Annotated in this window: 17 protein-coding genes; 8 read left to right on the top strand and 9 right to left on the bottom strand. The window is 65.5% G+C overall.

Annotated elements, in window-relative coordinates; genetic code table 11:
* Positions 1–39 precede the first annotated feature (39 nt).
* Genes SF06_RS05785 through SF06_RS05770 form a run of 4 tightly spaced genes read left to right on the top strand, consistent with a single transcriptional unit; the run spans position 40 to position 8,871 of the window.
* A complete protein-coding gene (locus tag SF06_RS05785; RefSeq protein ID WP_051587502.1) occupies positions 40–1,251 on the top strand; it encodes an MdtA/MuxA family multidrug efflux RND transporter periplasmic adaptor subunit in 1,212 nt (403 codons plus the stop codon).
* Entirely contained in the window at positions 1,248–4,355 is a 3,108-nt protein-coding gene (locus tag SF06_RS05780; protein ID WP_039560286.1) for an MdtB/MuxB family multidrug efflux RND transporter permease subunit, read from the top strand. Before SF06_RS05785 ends, SF06_RS05780 begins: the two co-directional genes overlap by 4 nt.
* Positions 4,352–7,438 (top strand): efflux RND transporter permease subunit, encoded by a 3,087-nt coding sequence (locus tag SF06_RS05775; RefSeq protein ID WP_039560285.1) that lies wholly within the window; start codon positions 4,352–4,354, stop codon positions 7,436–7,438. Before SF06_RS05780 ends, SF06_RS05775 begins: the two co-directional genes overlap by 4 nt.
* Complete coding sequence (locus SF06_RS05770; RefSeq protein WP_039560284.1) at positions 7,438–8,871, top strand: efflux transporter outer membrane subunit; 1,434 nt, start codon at positions 7,438–7,440, stop codon at positions 8,869–8,871. The genes SF06_RS05775 and SF06_RS05770 overlap by 1 nt, the downstream gene beginning before the upstream one ends.
* A gap of 106 nt (positions 8,872–8,977) precedes the next feature.
* On the opposite strand, the gene SF06_RS05765 is transcribed toward SF06_RS05770, so the two are convergent.
* From SF06_RS05765 to SF06_RS05750, 4 genes are all read right to left on the bottom strand, one after another.
* Positions 8,978–9,973: a DctP family TRAP transporter solute-binding subunit gene (locus SF06_RS05765; RefSeq protein WP_437123591.1), complete on the bottom strand. Its 996-nt coding sequence runs from the start codon at positions 9,971–9,973 to the stop codon at positions 8,978–8,980.
* Between the two features lie 290 nt (positions 9,974–10,263).
* The gene (locus tag SF06_RS05760; protein ID WP_051587413.1) at positions 10,264–10,659 is read right to left on the bottom strand and encodes a diacylglycerol kinase; all 396 of its coding nucleotides are present in this window, start codon (positions 10,657–10,659) and stop codon (positions 10,264–10,266) included.
* Positions 10,660–10,749: 90 nt separating this feature from the next.
* Complete coding sequence (locus SF06_RS05755; protein ID WP_162172922.1) at positions 10,750–11,466, bottom strand: PIG-L deacetylase family protein; 717 nt, start codon at positions 11,464–11,466, stop codon at positions 10,750–10,752.
* Positions 11,467–11,696: 230 nt separating this feature from the next.
* Positions 11,697–12,692: a D-cysteine desulfhydrase gene (locus SF06_RS05750; RefSeq protein WP_039560283.1), complete on the bottom strand. Its 996-nt coding sequence runs from the start codon at positions 12,690–12,692 to the stop codon at positions 11,697–11,699.
* A gap of 142 nt (positions 12,693–12,834) precedes the next feature.
* Here SF06_RS05750 and SF06_RS05745 point away from each other — a divergent pair, with 142 nt between their 5' ends.
* The 3 genes from SF06_RS05745 to SF06_RS05735 all read left to right on the top strand — a co-directional run bounded on the left by SF06_RS05745 (position 12,835) and on the right by SF06_RS05735 (position 15,215).
* Positions 12,835–13,947 carry a DUF3182 family protein gene (locus tag SF06_RS05745; protein ID WP_039560282.1) on the top strand — a complete coding sequence of 371 codons (1,113 nt, stop codon included), beginning with the start codon at positions 12,835–12,837 and terminating at the stop codon, positions 13,945–13,947.
* The gene (locus SF06_RS05740) at positions 13,931–14,683 is read left to right on the top strand and encodes an alpha/beta hydrolase family protein (RefSeq protein WP_027590332.1); all 753 of its coding nucleotides are present in this window, start codon (positions 13,931–13,933) and stop codon (positions 14,681–14,683) included. The genes SF06_RS05745 and SF06_RS05740 overlap by 17 nt, the downstream gene beginning before the upstream one ends.
* Before the next feature lie 76 nt (positions 14,684–14,759).
* Complete coding sequence (locus tag SF06_RS05735; protein ID WP_027590331.1) at positions 14,760–15,215, top strand: PA2169 family four-helix-bundle protein; 456 nt, start codon at positions 14,760–14,762, stop codon at positions 15,213–15,215.
* A gap of 33 nt (positions 15,216–15,248) precedes the next feature.
* Here the strand turns inward: SF06_RS05735 and SF06_RS05730 are convergent, their stop codons facing one another.
* The 5 genes from SF06_RS05730 to SF06_RS05710 form a co-directional block, all read right to left on the bottom strand.
* Positions 15,249–15,692, bottom strand: a complete 444-nt coding sequence (locus SF06_RS05730; protein ID WP_039560281.1) for a DUF421 domain-containing protein — start codon at positions 15,690–15,692, stop codon at positions 15,249–15,251.
* 11 nt (positions 15,693–15,703) lie between these two features.
* Positions 15,704–16,225 (bottom strand): hypothetical protein, encoded by a 522-nt coding sequence (locus SF06_RS05725; RefSeq protein ID WP_027590329.1) that lies wholly within the window; start codon positions 16,223–16,225, stop codon positions 15,704–15,706.
* A gap of 98 nt (positions 16,226–16,323) precedes the next feature.
* Positions 16,324–16,611, bottom strand: a complete 288-nt coding sequence (locus SF06_RS05720) for a DUF3509 domain-containing protein (RefSeq protein WP_052199725.1) — start codon at positions 16,609–16,611, stop codon at positions 16,324–16,326.
* A 120-nt stretch (positions 16,612–16,731) separates the two neighbouring features.
* Complete coding sequence (locus SF06_RS05715; RefSeq protein WP_039560280.1) at positions 16,732–17,226, bottom strand: DUF4142 domain-containing protein; 495 nt, start codon at positions 17,224–17,226, stop codon at positions 16,732–16,734.
* Positions 17,223–17,882 carry a Yip1 family protein gene (locus SF06_RS05710; RefSeq protein ID WP_081993407.1) on the bottom strand — a complete coding sequence of 220 codons (660 nt, stop codon included), beginning with the start codon at positions 17,880–17,882 and terminating at the stop codon, positions 17,223–17,225. Before SF06_RS05710 ends, SF06_RS05715 begins: the two co-directional genes overlap by 4 nt.
* A gap of 159 nt (positions 17,883–18,041) precedes the next feature.
* Between SF06_RS05710 and SF06_RS05705 the strand changes: the two genes are divergently transcribed.
* Positions 18,042–18,497: a PA2171 family ribosome-binding persister protein gene (locus SF06_RS05705; protein ID WP_027590327.1), complete on the top strand. Its 456-nt coding sequence runs from the start codon at positions 18,042–18,044 to the stop codon at positions 18,495–18,497.
* Position 18,498: the final 1 nt, after the last annotated feature.

Below are 18,498 nucleotides of genomic sequence, written 5' to 3'. Positions count from 1 at the left end.
ATCGTGCGGCCATTCGATTTGTCCCAGGCGCAATCCGTCATGTCCGAGTCTCCTTCCACCCTGTCGCGCAACCTCCGCCGTGGCGGGCTGCTGGTGTTGCTGGTTCTGCTCGTGCTGCTGGCCTGGTGGTTGTGGCCCGCCGGCAAGGCCACGACCGGTGCGGGTGGACTGGGTGGCCCCGGCGCCGGCCCGGCACGCTTCGGTTTCGGCGGCCCGGTGCCGGTACGCGTCGCGCCGGTGACCCGGGGTGACTTCCCCATCGAGCTGCGCGCGCTGGGCACGGTCACCGCGTACAACACCGCGAACGTACGGACGCGGGTGGGCGGTGAGCTGGTCAAGGTGTTGTTCGAAGAAGGCCAACGCGTCAAGGCCGGCGATCTGCTGGCGGTGATCGATCCGCGTCCCTACGAGACGGCGCTGCGCCTGGCCGAAGGTCAGCTGCAGCAGACCCGCGCCCAGCTGAAGAATGCCGAGATCGACCTGGCCCGTTATGAGGGCCTGTACCAGGAAGACTCTATCGCCCGCCAGACCCTGGACACCCAGCAGGCGCTGGTCGCCCAGTACCAGGGACAGCTCAAGGTTCAGCAGGCCAGCGTCGAGGAAGCCCGCCTGAACCTGGACTTCACCCAGATCCGCGCGCCGATTTCCGGACGCCTCGGCCTGCGCCAGGTGGATCTGGGCAACCTACTGACCAGCAATGACAGCACCGTGCTGGTCAGCATCACCCAGACCGAGCCCATCGCGGTCAGCTTCACCCTGCCGGAGGGCGAGCTGCCCCCGGTGCTGGAGCAACTGCGTGCCGGGCGAACGCTGAACGTCGAAGCCTGGGACCGCGCCGAGCGCGAGGTGTTGGCGCAAGGGCAACTGGCAAGCCTCGACAACCAGATCGACACGGCCACCGGCACCCTGCGTCTCAAGGCCCGCTTCGCCAATGCCGACCAGCGCCTGTTTCCCAACCAGTTCGTCAATGTGCGCCTGCGGGTCAGCACCCGCCAACAGGCTCTGCTGATTCCCGCCGCAGCGCTGCAATACGGTTCGCGCGGCACCTTCGTCTATGTAGTGGGCGAGGGCGACACCGTCGAGCTGCGCCAGGTCACCGCAGGGCCCAGCAGTGGTGAGCTGACGCTCATCGAGGCCGGGGTGCAGCCCGGCGAGCGCCTGGTGCTGGAAGGCACCGACCGCCTGCGCGACGGTTCGCCCGTGCAGGTGATCGAGAGCTTGCCGGCGGCCACCGCCAAGCGCGACGCATGAACATCTCGCGGCCCTTCATCCTGCGTCCGGTAGCCACCACCTTGCTGATGGTGGCCATCTTCCTCAGTGGACTGATCGCCTACCGGCTGCTGCCGGTTTCCGCGCTGCCGGAGGTGGACTACCCGACCATCCGCGTCATGACGCTGTATCCGGGCGCCAGTCCCGAGGTGATGACCCGCGCGGTGACTGCGCCGCTGGAGCGCCAGTTCGGCCAGATGCCCGGCCTGGAGCAGATGTCCTCGACCAGCTCAGGCGGCGCCTCTGTAATTACCCTGCGCTTCAGCCTGGACGTCGAACTGGATGTCGCTGAACAGGAAGTGCAGGCCGCCATCAACGCGGCCAGCAACCTGCTGCCCAACGACCTGCCGTCCCCGCCGGTGTACAACAAGGTCAACCCGGCGGACACCCCGGTGATGACCCTGGCCATCACCTCGCCCAGTATGCCGCTATACCGGGTGCATGACTTGGTGGACACCCGCATGGCGCAAAAACTGGCGCAGATCAGCGGTGTCGGCCTCGTCAGCCTGGCCGGCGGCCAGCGGCCGGCGGTGCGTATCCGGGTCAATCCCGAGGCGCTGGCCGCCTACGGGCTGAACCTCGCCGATGTGCGCGCGCTGATCGGTGCCTCCAACGTCAACCAGCCCAAGGGCAACTTCGACGGCCCGACCCGCGTGTCGCAGCTGGATGCCAACGACCAGCTGCGCTCCGCCGAGGAATACGCCGAGCTGATCCTCAGCTACCAGAACGGCGCCGCCCTGCGCCTGAAGGACGTGGCCAGCATCGTCAACGGCGCCGAGAACGAACGCCTGGCCGCCTGGGCCAACCGCAATGGCGCGGTGCTGCTTAACATCCAGCGCCAACCGGGTGCCAACGTCATCGAGGTGGTCGACCGCATCCAGCAGTTGCTGCCGCAGATCAGCGCCAGCCTGCCGGCCAACCTGGACGTGACGGTGCTCACCGACCGCACCCAGACCATTCGCGCCGCCGTCAGCCACGTGCAGTTCGAGCTGCTGTTGGCGGTGTGCCTGGTGGTGCTGGTCACCTTCCTGTTCCTGCGTCGGCTGGCGGCCACGGTGATACCCTCCATCGCCGTGCCCTTGTCGCTGATCGGCACCTTCGCGGTCATGTACCTGGCGGGCTTCTCCATCAACAACCTGACCCTGATGGCGCTCACCGTGGCGGCGGGCTTCGTGGTGGACGACGCCATCGTCATGCTGGAGAACATCGCCCGCCATCTGGAGGAGGGCGAAACACCGCTGCAGGCCGCGCTCAAGGGTGCGAAACAGATCGGCTTCACGCTGATCTCGCTGACCTTCTCGCTGATCGCCGTGCTGATTCCCCTGCTGTTCATGGAAGACGTGGTGGGACGTCTGTTCCGCGAGTTCGCCATCACCCTGGCGGTGGCCATCCTGATTTCGCTGGTGGTATCGCTGACCCTCACGCCCATGATGTGCGCGCGTTTCCTGCGCCAGGAGCGCGAGGACGACCAGGGGCGCTTCTACCGCGCCGCCGGCGACGTCATCGACCGCATGATCGCCGCCTACGACCGAGGCTTGCACTGGGTGCTGCGTCATCAGCCGCTGACCCTGCTGGTGGCCGTCGCCACCCTGGGCCTGACCGTGCTGCTGTATCTGGTGGTGCCCAAGGGCTTCTTCCCGGTGCAGGACACCGGCCTGATCCAGGGCATTTCCGAGGCGCCGCAGAGCATTTCCTTCCAGGCCATGAGCGAGCGCCAGCAGCGCCTGACCGAGGTGATCCTGCGGGACCCGGCAGTGGCCGGCCTGTCCTCGTACATCGGCGTGGATGGCGACAATCCGACCCTGAACAGCGGCCGGTTATTGATCAACCTGATCCCGCACACCGAACGCGACGTGAACGCCAGCCAGGTGATCGAGCGGCTGCGTCCGCAGCTGGCGGCGATTCCCGGCATCGAGCTGTACCTGCAGCCGGTGCAGGACCTGACCATCGAGGACCGGGTCAGCCGCACCCAGTTCCAGTTCAGCCTGGAATCGCCGGATGACGCCCTGCTGGAGGAGTGGACGCCGCGGCTGGTCGAAGCCCTGCGCGCACGCCCCGAGCTGAGTGACGTGGCCAGTGACCTGCAGAACCGGGGGCTGCAGCTGTTCCTGGATATCGATCGCGATGTCGCCGCGCGGCTGGGCATCAGTGTCGCGGACATCACCGATGCCCTGTACGACGCCTTCGGCCAGCGGCAGATCTCCACCATCTACACCCAGGCCAGCCAGTACCGCGTGGTGCTGGAAACCGCCGGCGCCGACCGACTGGGGCCCCAGGCGCTGCGCCAGGTGCACCTGGCCACCCGCGACGGCGGCCAGGTGCCGCTGTCGGCGCTGGTGCGCCTCGAAGAGCGGGCCACGCCGCTGCTCATCAACCACATCGGCCAGTTTCCGGCGGTGACCCTGTCCTTCAACCTGGCGCCGGGCGTGTCCCTGGGCGAAGCGGTGGCGGTGATCGAGCAGGTCGAACAGGACATCGGTCTGCCGGCCGGCATCGTTCGCCAGTTCCAGGGCGCCGCGCAGGCCTTCCGCGCCTCGCTGTCCAGCACGCTGCTGCTGATCCTGGCGGCCATCGTGACCATGTACATCGTGCTCGGCGTGCTCTACGAGAGCTACATCCACCCGATCACCATCCTCTCCACGCTGCCGTCGGCGGCGGTCGGCGCGCTGCTGGCGTTGCTGCTCACCGGCAACGACCTGGGGCTGATCGCCATCATCGGCATCATCCTGCTGATCGGCATCGTCAAGAAGAACGCCATCATGATGATCGACTTCGCGCTGGAGGCGGAGCGCAATCAGGGCATGGCGCCGCAGGCCGCCATCCACCAGGCGGCGCTGCTGCGCTTCCGGCCGATCCTGATGACCACCCTGGCCGCGCTGTTCGGCGCCATTCCGCTGATGTTCGCCACCGGCTCGGGCGCGGAGCTGCGCCAGCCGCTGGGTCTGGTGCTGGTCGGCGGCCTGCTGCTCAGCCAGTTGCTGACCCTGTTCACCACGCCGGTGATCTACCTGTACTTCGACCGCCTGAGCCGGCGCCTCACCGGGCGTAGCGCGGCGGGAGTCGCCGCGGACGGCGCCCGTTCATGAACCTTTCGGCGCCGTTCATCGTCCGGCCGGTGGCCACGCTGCTGATCAGCCTGGCCATCCTGCTGGTCGGCGCGCTGAGCTTCGGCCTGCTGCCGGTGTCGCCGCTGCCGAACATGGATTTCCCGGCCATTACCGTGCAGGCCAGCCTGCCGGGCGCCAGTCCGCAGATCATGGCCTCGACCGTGGCCACGCCGCTGGAGCGGGCGCTGGGCGGCATCGCCGGCATCAACGAGATGACCAGCCGCAGCAGTCAGGGCAACACCCGCATCATCCTGGTGTTCGACCTGGACCGTGACATCAACGCCGCCGCCCGCGAGGTGCAGGCGGCCATCAATGAGGCGCGGCCGCTGCTGCCCAGCGGCATGCGCAGCATGCCCACCTACAACAAGATCAACCCCGCCCAGGCGCCGATCATGGTGCTGTCGCTCACCTCACCGGTGCTGGGGCAGGGCGAGCTGTACGACATCGCCAGCTCCATCGTCGGCCAGAAGCTCTCCCAGGTGCCTGGGGTGGGCGAAGTGCAGGTCGGCGGCAGCTCGCTGCCGGCGGTGCGCATCGAGCTGCAGCCCCGGTTGCTGGACCAGTACGGCGTGGCCCTGGACGAGGTGCGCCGGGCCATCGCCGACGCCAATCAGCAGCGCCCCAAGGGCGCCGTCGCGGACGACCGGCGCCACTGGCAGATCCAGGCCAACGACCAGCTGCGCACGGCCGCCGAGTACATCCCCCTGATCATTCGCTACCAGGACGGCGCGGCGATTCGCCTGGGCGACGTGGCCAGCGTGCGCGATGCGGTAGAGGACCGCTACAACAGCGGCTTCTACAACGACCGGGAAGCCGTGCTGGTGGTGATCAACCGCCAGGCCGGTGCCAACATCCTGGAGACGATCGAAGCCATCAACGCCCAGTTGCCGGCGCTGCGTGCGGTGATTCCCGCCAGCCTCGAGCTGGACGTGGCGATGGAACGTTCGTCGGTGATCCGCGCCACCCTGCGCGAGGCCGAACGCACCCTGCTGATCGCCGTGGGGCTGGTGATCCTGGTGGTATTCGCCTTCCTCGGCCACTGGCGGGCGGCGCTGATTCCGGCACTGGCGGTGCCGGTGTCGCTGATCGGCACCTTCGCGGCCATGTACCTGTGGGGCTTTTCGCTGAACAACCTGTCGCTGATGGCGCTGATCGTCGCCACCGGTCTGGTGGTCGACGACGCCATCGTGGTGCTGGAGAACATCGCCCGGCATATCGAGAACGGCGAAAGGCCACTGCCCGCCGCGCTCAAGGGGGCCAAGGAGGTGGGCTTTACCCTGCTGTCGATGAACCTGTCGCTGGTCGCGGTGTTCATCTCCATCCTGTTCATGGGTGGCATCGTCGAGCGGCTGTTCCGCGAGTTCTCGCTGACCCTGGCAGCGGCCATCCTGATTTCCCTGCTGGTCTCGGTGACCCTCACGCCGATGCTCTGCGCACGCTGGCTCAAGGCCGAGTCATCCCGCGAACCGGGGCGCCTGCAACGTGCCGGCAAGCACCTGCAGGGCAGGGTGCTTGCCGGCTATGCGCGCAGCCTGGACTGGGCGTTGCGCCACACCCGTCTGATGCTGCTCCTGCTGCTGGGCACCATCGCGCTGAACGTCTATCTCTACGTGGCGGTGCCCAAGACCTTCCTGCCGCAGCAGGACACCGGCCTGCTGATGGGCATGATCCGCGGTGATGACGGCCTGTCCTTCCAGGTCATGCAGCCGAAGATGGAACAGTTTCGCCAGGCGGTGCTGACCGACCCGGCGGTGGAAAGCGTGGCCGGCTTCATCGGTGGCAGTGGCGGTATCAACAACGCCTTCATGATGGTGCGCCTCAAACCGCTGGCCGAACGGCGCATCGGCGCGCAGGCGGTGGTCGATCGCCTGCGTCGCGAGCTGCCGAAGATCCCCGGCGCGCGGCTGTTCATGATGGTCAACCAGGACCTGCAGATCGGCGGCCGCCAGCGCAGCACGGAAAACGAGTTCGTGCTGCTGGCCAGCGACCTGGATGACCTGCGTATCTGGCTGCCCCGGGTGCGCGAAGCCCTGCGCGCGCTGCCACAGCTCACCGATATCGATGCCAGCGAGGGCGAGGGCGCCCAGCAGATCACCCTGCAGGTGAATCGCGAAACCGCCAAGCGCCTGGGCGTGGACATGGCCATGGTGACCAGCGTGCTGAACAACGCCTTCAGCCAGCGGCAGATTTCCACCATCTACGACACCCTCAACCAGTACAGCGTGGTGATGGAGATCGATCCGCGCTATGCCCAGCATCCGGAAGCCCTGGACCGGGTGCAGGTGATCGCCGCCGATGGCAGCCGCGTGCCGCTGTCGGCCTTTTCCTCCTGGGAGCGTAGCCTGGAAGAGGATCGCGTCAGCCACCAGAGCCAGTTCGCCGCGGAGAGCATCGGCTACTCGGTGGCGCCGGGTTACAGCGCCGATCAGGCCGTGGCGGCAATCAACGAGGCGGTGGCGCGGGTCGGCCTGCCCACCGAGGTGCAGGGGTTGATCGGTGGCACCGGCGGCATGCTGCAGCAGACCCAGCAGGGCCAGCCGCTGATGATTCTCGGCGCCCTGGTGATCGTCTACATCGTGCTGGGCGTGCTCTACGAGAGCTACGTGCACCCGCTGACCATCCTCTCCACACTGCCCTCGGCCGGGGTCGGCGCGCTGCTGGCCATCCAGCTCACCGGCGGTCAGTTCAGCCTGATCTCGCTGCTCGGCCTGTTCCTGCTGATCGGCATCGTCAAGAAGAACGCCATCCTGATGATCGACCTGGCCCTGCAGCTGGAACGCGAGGGGCGCGACTCGCTGGCCGCTATCCGCGAGGCCTGCCTGCTGCGCTTCCGGCCGATCCTGATGACCACTCTGGCGGCCATCCTTGGCGCCGTGCCGCTGCTGCTGGACAGCAGCGAAGGCGGCGAGATGCGCCAGCCGCTGGGCCTGGCCATCGTCGGCGGACTGCTGCTCAGCCAGTTGCTTACCCTGTACACCACGCCGGTGGTGTACCTGTATTTCGACCGCCTGCGCCAGCGCTTCGGCCGCCGGCGCGTGCACACCGCAGTGGATGCCGCCTGATGAACGCTTCCTTTCGACTTCTGACCCTCGCCCTGCTGACCAGCAGCCTTAGCGCCTGTGCCCTGGGTCCCGATTACCAGCGTCCCGAACTGGACGTACCCGAGCAGTACCGCCAGGTGCAGGGCTGGAAGCCGGCAGCCCCCGCCGATGCCTTGGAGCGCGGTGCCTGGTGGTCGCTGTACGACGACTGGGAGCTGGATGCGCTGGTCGAGCGCCTGAACGTGTCCAACCAGAATTTGGCGGCTGCCGAGGCGCAGTATCGTCAGGCGCGCGCACTGGTACGCGGCGCGCGCGCAGCCTTCTATCCGACCGTCAGCGCCGGCGCCGAGGTCGGGCGCAGCTCCATCGGGTCGGGCTCCCAGCAAGGCGTGACGTCAGATAGTCGACGGGATTCCTACGATGCCAATCTGGGCCTGAACTGGCAGTTGGACCTGTGGGGCCGGCTGCGTCGCACCCTGGAGTCGGAACGCGCCAGCGCCCAGGCCAGCCAGGCGGACCTGGCCGCCGCGCGGCTCAGCCTGCAGACCGAACTGGTGCAGAACTACCTGCAGTTGCGCGTGCTCGATGAGCAGCGCCGCCTGCTGGAAGCCACGCTGGAGGCCTACCAGCGATCGCTGAGCCTGACCGAAAACCAGTACCGTGCCGGCATCGTGCCGAAATCCGACGTCAGCCAGGCGCTGACCCAGCTGAAAAGCACCCAGGCCCAGGCTGTCGATCTGGAATGGCAGCGCGCCCAGCTGGAGCATGCGATCGCCGTGCTGATCGGTCTGCCGCCCGCCGGCTTCTCGATTGTCGCTCGCACCGGGCTCCCCGCATTGCCGAATATTCCGCCGGCGCTGCCGTCGCAACTACTGGAACGTCGCCCGGACGTGGCCTCGGCCGAGCGCAGCGTGATGGCAGCCAACGCCGACATCGGCGTGGCGAAGACCGCCTGGTTCCCCGATCTCAGCCTTTCAGCGCTGGGCGGTTACCGCAGCAGCAGCTTTGCCGACTGGATCAGTCTGCCGAATCGCTACTGGTCCCTGGGACCGGCGTTGGCCCTGGAGCTGTTCGATGGAGGTGCCCGGCGCGCCGAGCTGGAACGGGCCGAGGCGGCCTACGACCAGACGGTGGCCCAGTACCGGCAGACGGTGCTGGATGCCTTTCGGGAGGTGGAGGACGCCCTGGTCGAGTTGAGTGTGCTGGAGCGCGAGCAGCAGTTGCAGCAAGAAGCCGTGGCTGCCGCGCGCGAATCCTTGCGTCTGATTGGGAACCAGTACCGGGCCGGCACCGTAGACTTCAACAGTGTGGTGATCGTGCAGGCGGCTGCGCTGAACAACGAGCGCAGCGCATTGAGCCTGCTGGGCAACCGCCTGCGTGCGAGCGTACAGCTGATCGCCGCGCTGGGTGGTGGTTGGGAAAGTGGGGAACTAAGCGACCCCGAGCGGCCTTGAAAGCGGCGAAGTAGGAGGGCATCGCTTTGTCTGGCCGCCAGCGGAGCGCGACCTCAGCGTAACGGTGGACAAGGAACACGTTGTCCACCCTAGTTGCCGACGGGGCCTACTCCTCGCGCAGATTGGATGCTCGCGCGGCCCTGAGCACGTCGGGGCCGATGTCCGCTTCGAAATGCCTCCACACCGGTTCCATGGCGACCCGCCAAGCCTCGCGTTCTCGAGGGCTCAGGCTGATGATCTGGCTGTGCCCGGACTCCGCCACGCGCTGCCGGTCCAGCGCATTGAGCCGGGCGGCCTCCCGGTTCACCGCATAGCTCACCTCGTCGATGATGGCTTCCAGTTGCGTGCGGATCCGGTGCGGGATGCCGTACCAGAAGCGCGCATTGGTGACCAGCATGTAATCCAGCACGCCATGGTTGCTCTCGGTGATGTACGGCTGCACTTCGTGGAAGCGCTGGCTGTAGACGTTGGACCAGGGGTTTTCCGCTCCCTGCACCTGCCCGCTGGCCAATGCATCAAACACCTTGGAGAAGGCCAGACGGGTGGTCAGCGCGCCTACCTGATTGAACTGGGTCTCCAGAACCTCCGACTGTTGAATACGGAAGTTCAGACCGGCTGCGTCTTCAGGCAGGCGTAGCGGACGGGTGGCGGACAGCTGCTTCATGCCGTTGTGCCAGTACGCCAGCCCCAGGATGTCGTGCTGCTCCATCGAGTACAGCAACTGCCGCCCCTTGGCGCGCTTCTGGAAGCGGTCCACCGCGTCCAGGTCATCGAACAGGAAGGGTAGATCGAAGACCCGCAGCTGGCGGGTGTAGGTCTCGAACTTGGCCAGCGAGGGGGCCAGTAACTGCACCTTGTTGTCACGCAGGGCGGCCAGTTCTTCGGCGTCGCCGTAAAGACTGGAGTTATGGAACACCTCAACCTGCACCTGGTCGCCCAGGCGTTCTTCGACCAGTTGCTTGAACAGCAGTGCCCCCTTGCCCTTGGGGGTGTCTTCGGCGACCACGTGGGAGAATTTGATGAGGATCGGATCGGCTTGCGCCTCGACGGCACCCGCCAGGGTGGCGATGCCGAGACAGACGGCCAGGACTGTCTTGATCACGGAGTTTCCTTTTTTGTTCTGGGGATAGGAGCTCCGGCCGGAACCTGCGGTCACGGTCGGGCGGGTGCTTTTCGCAAGGCCTGTGCCAGGTTCCGTAACTAATCCTGATTTCGGCGGAGAATGATTCCGTTTTGGCGGCGAACGCACGTATCGAAGGGTGAGCGCGGGTTTTCAGCAGAACAGACGAGTCAGGTAGTTGGCGAGCGTTCGCCGCCGGACTAACAAAAATGGGCGTATTTTCGCCACGTTGCGCCTCATGCGCCCGACATCGGGCACACGAGGACGCGACCTCAGAGCAGGATGGTGCTCCAGACCAGCGCGATCAGGCTGAGTGCCAGGAATTGCGCGGCGCTGCCCATGTCCTTGGCGCGTTTGGCCAGCGGGTGAATGTCCAGGGAAATGCGATCCACCGCGGCCTCGATGGCAGAGTTGAGGATTTCCACGATCAGTCCCAGAAACACCACCCCTACCAGGATGGCGCGCTCGGCGCGGGTAACATCCAGCCAGAAAGCGAGGGGGATCAGCACCAGATTGATCAGGACGAGTTGTCGGAAGGCAGCTTCCCCCGTAAAGGCCGCCTTCAACCCGGCCATCGAATAACCGGTGGCATTGAGAATACGCGCCAGGCCAGTACGGCCCTTGAGCTGTCCGGCATCCACGGCCGGCGCGGTTTTCAGCTTCTCCATGAAGACTCCAACAAGGGCAAGCGAGCCCGGAAAAATGAACGCAAGTCTAGCGGAGTTGCCCTTTCCTTGGCAGGGGCATCCAACGCCCGATCAGAGAATGAACAGCTCGTAATGCAGTTGCAGATGCCAGCGCTCGTCGGACCGGTACGCAAGCCAGTCCATCGGTCCGGATGTCTGGAATTTGATGGCGTGGCGCTTGCGCGCCAGCGTCGGATGATCAAGTACCAGCTTGCATGAACGCCGCCAGGGCAGGTTGCCATCCTCGCCGGATGCCCATTGCCAAGCCTGGATAGGCATTTCCACCAGACGAGTCCCCAGCATTTCGCAAGCCGCGTGTGCACCACGGCCTACTGTCTCGCGGTCCGGATCACCATCCAGCCGCCAGGGGGCAAAGACCACGTCACCGGGGCGCAGGTAGCGCAGCAGGAAGTCCAGCAGGCTGTCGGGGCGCAACTGGTTCGGCATAAATCGGCCGCGCACCCATTTCATCTGCAGTGGCGGAATGCCCAGGCGGCGCAGCGAGTCGGAATTTTCCAGCGCTTGCGCGACGCTGCGTCCCTGCGGCAGGTCGTCCGGCCCATAGGCTTCGTCAGTCACTGAGATCAGCTGCAGGGCATGACCGCGCAGGCTGAGAATCTGCAGCAGACCGCCGCAGGCAAGCACTTCGTCAAAGGGATGTGTCGCCAGAATCACGGCCCGCTGGAAGGGGCGTAGCAGCGTGTCGAATTCGATCAGCGGTATCCGATCCAGCTGATGGCAACCGACAGCCTTCCAGGGAGGGGCCTTGGTGGCGTTGCGCGAATGCATGTCCATTTCCATTCGACCTCCATTGGTGCGAGGTCCGCCTTGCGCTTGCCGCAACCCGGCCGCCGTCAGAAACGGACCCACACCCGTATTGGCGGCCAGCGGCGGAAAAACTTGATCCGCTCTTCCTTGATCCCGTGGCCGCGTTGAAGGTGAGGCAGGCGCTGACGGACGAAGTTCGCCCAACCCACGCGGTGATGACACTGAAATGACAGACGGCCTTGCGAGCAAACTCAGCCCGCGGCGGGGTGATAGGCGAACAGGGCGGGTGTACCACCGGTATGTACGAATAGCACCGGACCTTCTGCAAAACGAGTCAGGGCAATGCCGTCGAGCAGGCCGTCCATGGCCTTGCCGGTGTAGACCGGATCGAGCAGCAGCCCTTCACACCGCGCAAGCTTGTGCAGTGCCGCCTGGGTTCCCTCGTTTGGCTCGCCGTAGCAGGGGCCGTGGTACTCGTCCCACAGCTGCACCTGTAGCGGGTGCGGCACATCGACGCCCAGCAGGGCCGCGCAGCGCTCGATCAGCCCCATGACCTTGGGGCGCTGCGCATCTGCCGGCCGCGACACGGTGATGCCAATGACCGGAAGTTCCGGCATTTCGTGGGCCAGTGCCAGGCTCAGACCTGCCTGGGTCCCCGCGCTGCCGGAGGCGACAACCACGGCGGCGAAGCGCAGCCCGAGGGCGTGAATCTGCTGCGCCAGCTCCAACCCGGCGCGCACATAGCCCAGGGTACCCAAGGCATTGGAACCGCCCACGGGCAGCACATAGGGTCGCTTGCCCTGAGCACGCAGGCGCTCGGCCAGCGCTTCCAGCTGGGCGTCCGGATCGCCCAGCGTGGCGACCGTTTCTACCGTTACGCCGAACAGGTCCAGCAGCAGTCGGTTGCCATTGCCCAGGTAGCAGGCCTGTGTCGCGCCCAGGGGATTCTCCAGGAGGGCGTGGCATGCCATGCCCTGCCGGGCGGCCAGAGCGGCTGTCTGGCGCACGTGATTGGACTGTATGGCTCCAGCGGTCACCAGGCAGTCGGCGCCGGCCCGCAGCGCATCGGCGCCCAGGTATTCGAGCTTGCGAACCTTGTTGCCGCCCATGGCCAGCGGGGTGAGGTCATCACGCTTGACCCAGATGTCGCAGTTCATGTGGGCGGAGAGACGCTCCAGGCGTTCCAGCGGGGTGGCGGAGGGCACTAGCTCCAGGCGGGAAAAGCGCTGCAGGGCCGCATTCAGCATGGTGGTGACTCCCAGGGGCGATCGCCGTTGACTATAGGCAAGCCATCGTCGGCGTTGACCCGTCCATGACGAACTGGCCCCGGTCGTCATGGTCATTCACTCACGCACAGCCTCTTTCGTGCCGCTTGCAGGGAGAACTGCCATGCCCGTCACCCCACGGCCGATCGTTCTGTCCCACATCAATAACCCCAGGGCGCCACGGCACCAGCGCGAAACCACCCGGTTCATCGCCCGCTGGCTGGCCAGCATTCGCGGTCTGGAATACGGCGGGGACTTCGATCCGCGCCTGCACGCCGGACACCGCTGTTATTTGGTGCCTGCTCAGACCCTCAAGGGACCAGAGGAGGCCCGCGCCCTCAACGTGCACGGGCCGGACGATCTGTTCGGCGGCTATGTGGAGCGGGATTTCATGGCCAGCAAGATCATCGCCCATCCGCTGGTCTCGCCTCGGGCCATCCACCCCGAAGGCTGGAGCGAGGCTTTTGCAACCCGCGTGCACGAGTGCGCGCTGCCGGGGTTCAGCGTGTTTTCCCGGTACGATGCCGAAGTGGCTGTGCGCCAGCTACTGCCGCACGGCACCGTACGCGTCAAGGCGGCGCGGGCCAGCGGCGGCCGGGAACAGTGGAAAATCTCCGCTATGGATGAGCTGCACGCCTGGTTCGGCGAGCCAAATGGAGACGCGATGCTGGAAGGCGGGGTGGTCTTCGAGCAGGACCTGGCCGAATGCCAGACCTTCAGTGTCGGTCAGTTATCCATTGATGGCCGGCTGCTAAGCTACTTCGGCACCCAGCACGTGACGCCGGACCATGCCGGGGAGCTTGCCTATGGCGGCTCCGACCTGGTGGTGGTGCAGGGCGATTACGACGCGCTGCTTACGCTGGACCTGGCCGACCCCGTGCGCCTGGCCATCGCCCAGGCCCGCTGCTTCGATGCAGCGGCGGATGCCTTGCTGCCCGGTTTCTTCGCGTCGCGGCGCAACTACGACACGGTGCAAGGCCTCGACCTGCAGGGTCAGATGCGCGCCGGGATACTCGAGCAATCCTGGCGCATCGGCGGCGCCACCAGCGCCGAGGTGGCCGCCCTGCAAGCCTTCATCGACAACCCGCGACTGCGTGCAGTGCGCGCCTCGTCTTTCGAGCGTTTCGAGGATAAACCGTTGCCCGCCAACGCCACGGTGATCTTCCGTGGCAAGGACGCTGAAGTGGGTTTTTTGCTCAAGTACGCCATGGTGGAACCCTATGACGGCCCGAAGTGAGACGATCCAGATCCAGGTGGAGCAGGAGTTCATGGAAGGGACATTCCTCACCCCACGCACCCATGTGCCAGGCGTTCTGTTCGTGCACGGCTGGGGCGGTAGCCAGCAGCGCGACCTGGCGCGCGCCAAGGGCATCGCCGGGCTCGGCTGCATCTGCCTGACCTTTGACCTGCGCGGCCACGCCAGTGCCGAGGCGCGCCTGTGCCAGGTGTCGCGGGAAGACAATCTGCGCGACCTGGTGGCCGCCTACGACCGCCTGCGCGGTCACCCGGCGATCGACACCGATGCCATCGCCGTGGTGGGCACCAGTTATGGCGGCTACCTGGCGACCATCCTCACCAGCCTGCGTCCGGTCAAATGGCTGGCCTTGCGCGTGCCGGCCATCTACCGGGACGCCCAGTGGGGAACACCCAAGCGGCAGTTGGACAAGGCCGACCTGGCCCACTACCGCAGCCATCCGATACCGGTGGCGGACAACCGGGCGCTGAGAGCCTGCGCCGAGTTTCGCGGCGATGTGCTGTTAGTTGAATCCGAGCATGACGAACACGTGCCCCACGCGACCCTGATGAGTTATCGCACCGCCTTCCGCCAGGCGCATTCCCTGAGCCACCGGATCATCGATTCCGCCGACCATTCGCTCAGCGATAGGGTCGCGCAGGAGTCGTACACCAACATCCTGGTCAACTGGATCACCGAGATGGTGGTGGGCGAGCGCCTGCGTCTGGTACGTGACTGACCGGTGATCCCGGGCATAGAACCCGCCGGCCGCGCGAGTAGTCAGGGAAAGGGCAACGTACTTCCCAGGAGGCACCATGACCGATAACAAGCAGACCGTTTCCGTACTCAATGACTTGATTGAAACCTGCAAGGACGGCGAGGCCGGCTTTCGTACCTGTGCCGAGGATGTCCGCCGCCCCGAGCTCAAGAGCCTGTTCCATACCCGTGCGCAGCAGTGCGCTGAGGCCGCGGCGGAGCTGCAGCAACTGGTCCGCCAGCGCGGCGGCAACCCGGAAACCGACACCAGCGTTGGCGGCGATCTGCACCGTCGCTGGGTCGATCTGAAGTCGCTGATCACCGGCAAGGATGACGAGTCGATCCTCAACGAGTGCGAGCGCGGTGAGGATGTCGCCAAGCGCAGCTACCAGAAGGCCCTGGAAAAGGGACTGCCGGAAGACGTCAGGGCCATTGTGCAACGCCAGTATGAAGGCGTGCTGCGCAACCATGACGAAGTGCGCGCCCTGCGCAACGCGGCGCGGGCCAACGGCTGAGCGTCTGACGAGGGGGTGGTGGCATTGCCACCCCTACGAATAGGGGATGATCGAGATCTTCCCGTTGGGTTCGAGGATCGCGTACTTGATCTGCTCCATGTGCTCCAGTCCCTGGCCCTGTCGGGCCGCCTGAAGAATGTCCTCATCCTGGAGGCGCGCCTCCACCATGCGCGCCCTGAGCGGGCGACCATGTTCGACCAGCAGCGTCGGCGTGCCATCCAGCCATCGCTGAGTCCCCTTGCTGCGCAGCTTGAGCATCGACAGCCCGACGTCGAGAACCACCAGCGTGCAGATCGCCAGCAGGCTGTTGGAAAAGGAATGGTCATCGCCCAGTAGGGCTTCCTGGGTGGCTTCGCCAATCACCAGCAGCAGGATCAGGTCGAACGGGGTGATCTCCGCCAGCGAGCGGCGCCCCGCCAGGCGAAACAGCACCATCAGGGCGAAATAGAGGGATGCCGCACGCAGCACCACGTCCATGGTCACCTCCTTCAGGGATAGATGAACTGCCAGAGCCGCAGTCGGTGCTCGCCGAACCGTATCGTCAGGTGGGTCGCTCCCGTCCGGTCCGGTCGCAGGCTGAAGTGCAGGGTTGCGCGGCCGTCCCGGTCAGCGCGCACCGCCAGGCGCAGCCCACCTTGTGCGCTACCCGATTCCAGCGGGTGCGGTTCAAGCGCCTCGATCCGGTGGGTATCCAGGAACGGCGCCTCCAGCACGACCTGCAGTGTGGCGCCCGGCTCGCCCTGCAGGGCAAGTCGCAGGGGACTGCGTCCGCCCTGGCGGAGAAAGCGCTGGTCATCGACCTGCAGGGTGCCGTCGGGCGTTGTCAGGCGTCGGTCGCTCAAGGGACCATTGGAAAACAACCCCAGCAGGGCGAGCACGACCAGAACCAGCAGGCACGCCCAGCCGACCCGCTCCACTTTCCAGGCCTTGCGCTGGAAGGCGATGTCATCCTCGACGGGATGATCGCGGGGTCTGAAGTCATCCTCTGGCGCTTCGGGAGATCGCGGCATGTCCCGCTCCTAACGGACACTGCTCGTTGGGCAAGCGCGACGGCGAATGATTCCAAGGAAGGGCCGGATGGGGGCGGCACACCGCCCCGTTCCGGTGATCAGAAGTAGGGCAACTGGAGGCGTTTGTGGAAGTAGCCGATATGGCTTTTCTGCAGGGGGCCCTGGTGAGCAAGCAGGTCGCGGCGAACGCGCTCCAGCACATCGTTGATGAGCACGGGATTGCGTTGCTCCTGCGCCGTCACCACCCGACGCAGCACCTGGACGTCGTCGGAACGCCGATGCAGCGTCAGGACCAGTGAAGCATCCGGTCGGAGTTCGCGGGTGATCCGGTAGTCCTTGGAGAGCACTTCGATCAGGTAATCGATAGGGCTTTCTTGTTTTGACATGTTGCCGTCCCTCTGTGATTCAGCAGTGACTCATTCACTTTAGCAGGGGACTGAGCCTTCCCGGGCCCGAGCGACCGGCTGCAGCCCACGCAGCGCCTGGTTTCCAGCGGGAGGTCGGGCTTATTGGTCACCGGCCAGCTTGCGGGCCATTTCCAGGTGCTCCTCCAGCGCGGGCAGTTTTTCCTTGGCGAACGCCTGCAGCTCCCGGTCGTCGAGGCTCTGCGACGCTTCTCGGAACAGCTCGACCACTTGCTCATGGGCATTGACCTGGTTCCGGGCGTAGGCGTCATCGAAGTTCTCGCCCTCACGCAATTCAAGGAGCATGGTCTTTGCCTTGTCCATGGCATCGGGAGCGTCGGCAACCTCGAGCTGCTTGCGGCTGGCCAGGGCCTTGAGGTCCTCGTTAGCTGCCGTGTGATCCTTGATCATCCGCTCGGCGAAGCGCTTTACCTCCGCGGAATGGCCTTCCTCCAGGGCCAAACGGGCAGCTTCGATCTCCGCCATGCCGGCAGCCGACGCCTTGTCGACGAAGTCCTGTGCTCTCATATCCGCCCAGGCCGACGCAGCGGTCAGCAACAAGGAAAGCCCGGCAACGGGCAACCAAGGGTGTTTCATGGTGCGTTCTCCTGCGATGGGGTCATGGAATCGTCGAGAGGGAGCGCCGGCTCCGTCCGGTACTCACTGGTCATGAAGGTCTCCAGCCAGAACTCCAGGAACATGAAGGCCGTGGTCAGCAGCGCCAGGAAGCCGAAACCGAGAAGGCAGGCGGTGTAGAACAGGGACTCCCGCCGCGTCATGCGCATGAAGACCGGCACCCCGACGAATAGCAGGAACGTGGATGCGCCGCTGGTCAGTACCGCCACGATCAGCAACAGCCAGCGTTCCGGATGCAGGGCAGCCAGGCCTCCCAGCATCAGGGGTACGGCCACGACGGTGTTGAAGGTCAGGCTTTCCGGCAGCGTCGGACGCGACGCCGTGCGGTACAGCACCCAGCGGGTCAGCACTGCCATCACCAGAACACCGCACAGGAAGGCCAGATAGCACATCAGCGCCAGGTTGAATCCGCTGTGCGGGGCCAGGTAGCGAACATCGTTCTCGCCGAAGAAGCTCCAGCCGACCTTGACCGCACCGATATAGGTGCAGATTGCCGGCAACAGCGCTAGTCCGAGCAGGACGGGCGCGAACCCCCACGGGTGACGATCAGCCCTTTTGCGAATATCCAGCCAGGCACCTGCTGGAGCGTGCAGCAGTCGGGGCAGCGTGTTCAGCATGATCTGACCTCGCAGCACGGATGACTGATTGACGACCCTGGGACCGATAGGTTCATGAGACCGGGCCGGGAGGCAGCCATCCATCCCGGTACACGAACCGCTGGCGTGGCCTGGCGGTCTGCTCCCTACCGTGAGGGTGATATGACGTGGAGAGACCGAATGAATGCCATCGAGCTGCTCAAACAAGACCATGAAACCGTGCGCAAGCTGCTGGAACAGCTGAGTGCGACCACCGAACGGGCGGTGAAGACCCGTCAGGAGCTGCTGCACAAGATCGAACTGGAGCTGTCCATCCACACCCAGCTGGAGGAGCAGCTTTTCTATCCCGCCTACAAGCAGGCAGGCGGCAAGGATGCCGCCATCATGGATGCCGAGGCCCGCGAGGAGCATCGGACCGTCGAGGCGCTGGTGCTGCCGGACCTGTTGCAGACCGACCCGGCAAGCCTTCCGTTCACCGGCCGGGTGAAGGTTCTCAAGGAACTGCTCGAACACCATATCGAGGAAGAAGAGGGGGAACTCTTCCCTGAAGCGACCAAGCTGCTGGGCAAATCGCGCCTCGAAGAACTCGGTCTGGAGATGGAAAGCATGAAAAAGGGGCTCAAGAAAGCCTCGTGAA

Origin of the sequence: Pseudomonas flexibilis (genome assembly GCF_000802425.1) — a bacterium.
In the GTDB taxonomy this organism is placed as follows: Bacteria; Pseudomonadota; Gammaproteobacteria; order Pseudomonadales; family Pseudomonadaceae; genus Serpens; species Serpens flexibilis.
This window is presented reverse-complemented; position numbering and strand designations above follow the sequence as displayed.